General features: G+C 51.1%; 1 protein-coding gene. It reads right to left on the minus strand.

Annotated features, from left to right (window positions below):
* Positions 1-466: 466 nt before the first annotated feature.
* Positions 467-1,252 (minus strand): response regulator, encoded by a 786-nt coding sequence (locus tag RC85_RS25600; RefSeq protein WP_084423020.1) that lies wholly within the window; start codon positions 1,250-1,252, stop codon positions 467-469.
* Positions 1,253-1,848 lie beyond the last annotated feature (596 nt).

Genomic DNA, 1,848 nt, shown 5'->3' on the forward strand with positions numbered 1-1,848 from the left:
GTAGCCGCGAAACCGAGCCAGAGAATTGGTGAGATAGAACGCTGCCATCCGGGGATTTACATCCCCGGCAGAGAGCTTCCGGCCCTCCGGGACTATTTACTCAGCCAGTATTAATGGTGACATTTTCAAAAAAGACCGGCAGAGAGCTTCCGTCCCGCCGGGACTATTTACGAACGTTATGATCGCGGATCGATCAACGACTAGAGGTAGCTGCCACTTGCACGCCCCGCCCGGGTAAGCCGGGACGGAAGCAGGAAAGCTGGCTCTATGAAACTCACTCTATTTTCCTTAAGTCCACGCCATTCGGGACAAGCCCGGACCGGAAATTGATCGAGTTGCCTGCGACGATTCGAATCGCCGCATTGGACTGAAAGCAAAACAAATTCTGAATTTAAAAATACTAATTCAATACCAAAGATTTTGCGGTCCAGACCAAATCCTCATCGCCAACAAGATCTGGTCGTTGCTAATTCAGCACAGCTTGATGGGAGGCACAAGAATTGGTGATCTCGTGAATCAGGTCCGCAGGGTTGAGCGGTTTGCGGAACCAGCCATTGACGCCTTGCGGTCCAACTTCGACATCGGAATCGGCTTGGTCGGTGCCGCTGACGGCAAAGACAGGCATGTTTTCCAACTGGCGATCGCCCCGAATTTGGTCGATCGTCCATCGGCCGTCAAACTGGGGCATCGACATGTCTAGCAAAACGATATCTGGTTCGCAATTTGCCATTTGTTGCAGTGCGACTTGGCCGTTGTTTGCAGTGGTGACTTCAATTCCTTTGACTTCCAGATAGCTGGAAAGCAACCGTAGCTCGTTATCGTTGTCATCGACCAGCAAGGCACGCACGGCCCGTTGGGAATCGCCTTGGGGTTCTGACAAATCCGGTTTTGACAAGCAAGTGACTTGCGAGTCAAGTTTTCGCAGGTCATCGAACAACTTAAAGATGGCTGCTTCACACTTTGGGTTCGACGGAGCATCAGCGAGCAGGTGTAGCTGATTGAGCGTCGCGGCCGCCTCGTTGATGGTTTGTCGAAGATTTGGGAGCGTGGATTTCGCGATCAAATTTGCGGCAATTCGGGTCGCTCCCGAGCTGACTTCTTGGTCTTGAATCTCGCCGCGAAGCACGGCGATTTCGCGGGGAGCGTCGATTCCGATGCGCACATTATTTTGCGAGCATCTTAAGACCTGAACACTGATCCCTAGGCTAGGGAAGACAATCGTTTCTTGTGCCTGACGAGATAGAACTAGCATCTTCTGGGTATCCTTTCCGACCAGCGATCGATCCGAATCTTCATTCGGGACGCCAGCCTACGACATCGCGGAGCCAAAGGTGCGATATGCTCCTTTGCTTTGAATCACAGATTCACGCGTGCGACGTCTTGTCGGGCAGCGTTATCAAACGAACGTTCGACAACCCGCTGAAGGAATCCATTCCGACACGAGAGTTTCTATTACGGTCAATAGTAAGATTTTTGCTACACCGGAGGCAAGTGCAATCCGAGTAAAAACTTTAAGTTTTAGACGCAAAACAATCGAAGGTATTTGCAAGCAATTCGCGGGGTTTTAGCGTTGGATAAGTTTTGAACGACCTGTCCGTAGCTGATCCCGCCAGGGTTCAGTCCAACGCCGCGACAGGTTTCTAAACTGTTTAACCGCGTGGGCATCGCCTGGGCTGATGAAAAACGAGCTGTCCTGGAGATTTGGGCAAGTTTGGAATTGAAAAACTGCTACGCATCCTTTACTTGATTTGGTATCAAATCACACCAAGCCAAGGAGCGCAGCAGTGGCACAATTATTATTCCAATCCGTCTCGCGGTACAGGTCCTCCCTTTACGAAACGGCACGCA

This window comes from Rubripirellula obstinata, assembly GCF_001642955.1.
GTDB classification, from domain to species: domain Bacteria; phylum Planctomycetota; class Planctomycetia; order Pirellulales; family Pirellulaceae; genus Rubripirellula; species Rubripirellula obstinata.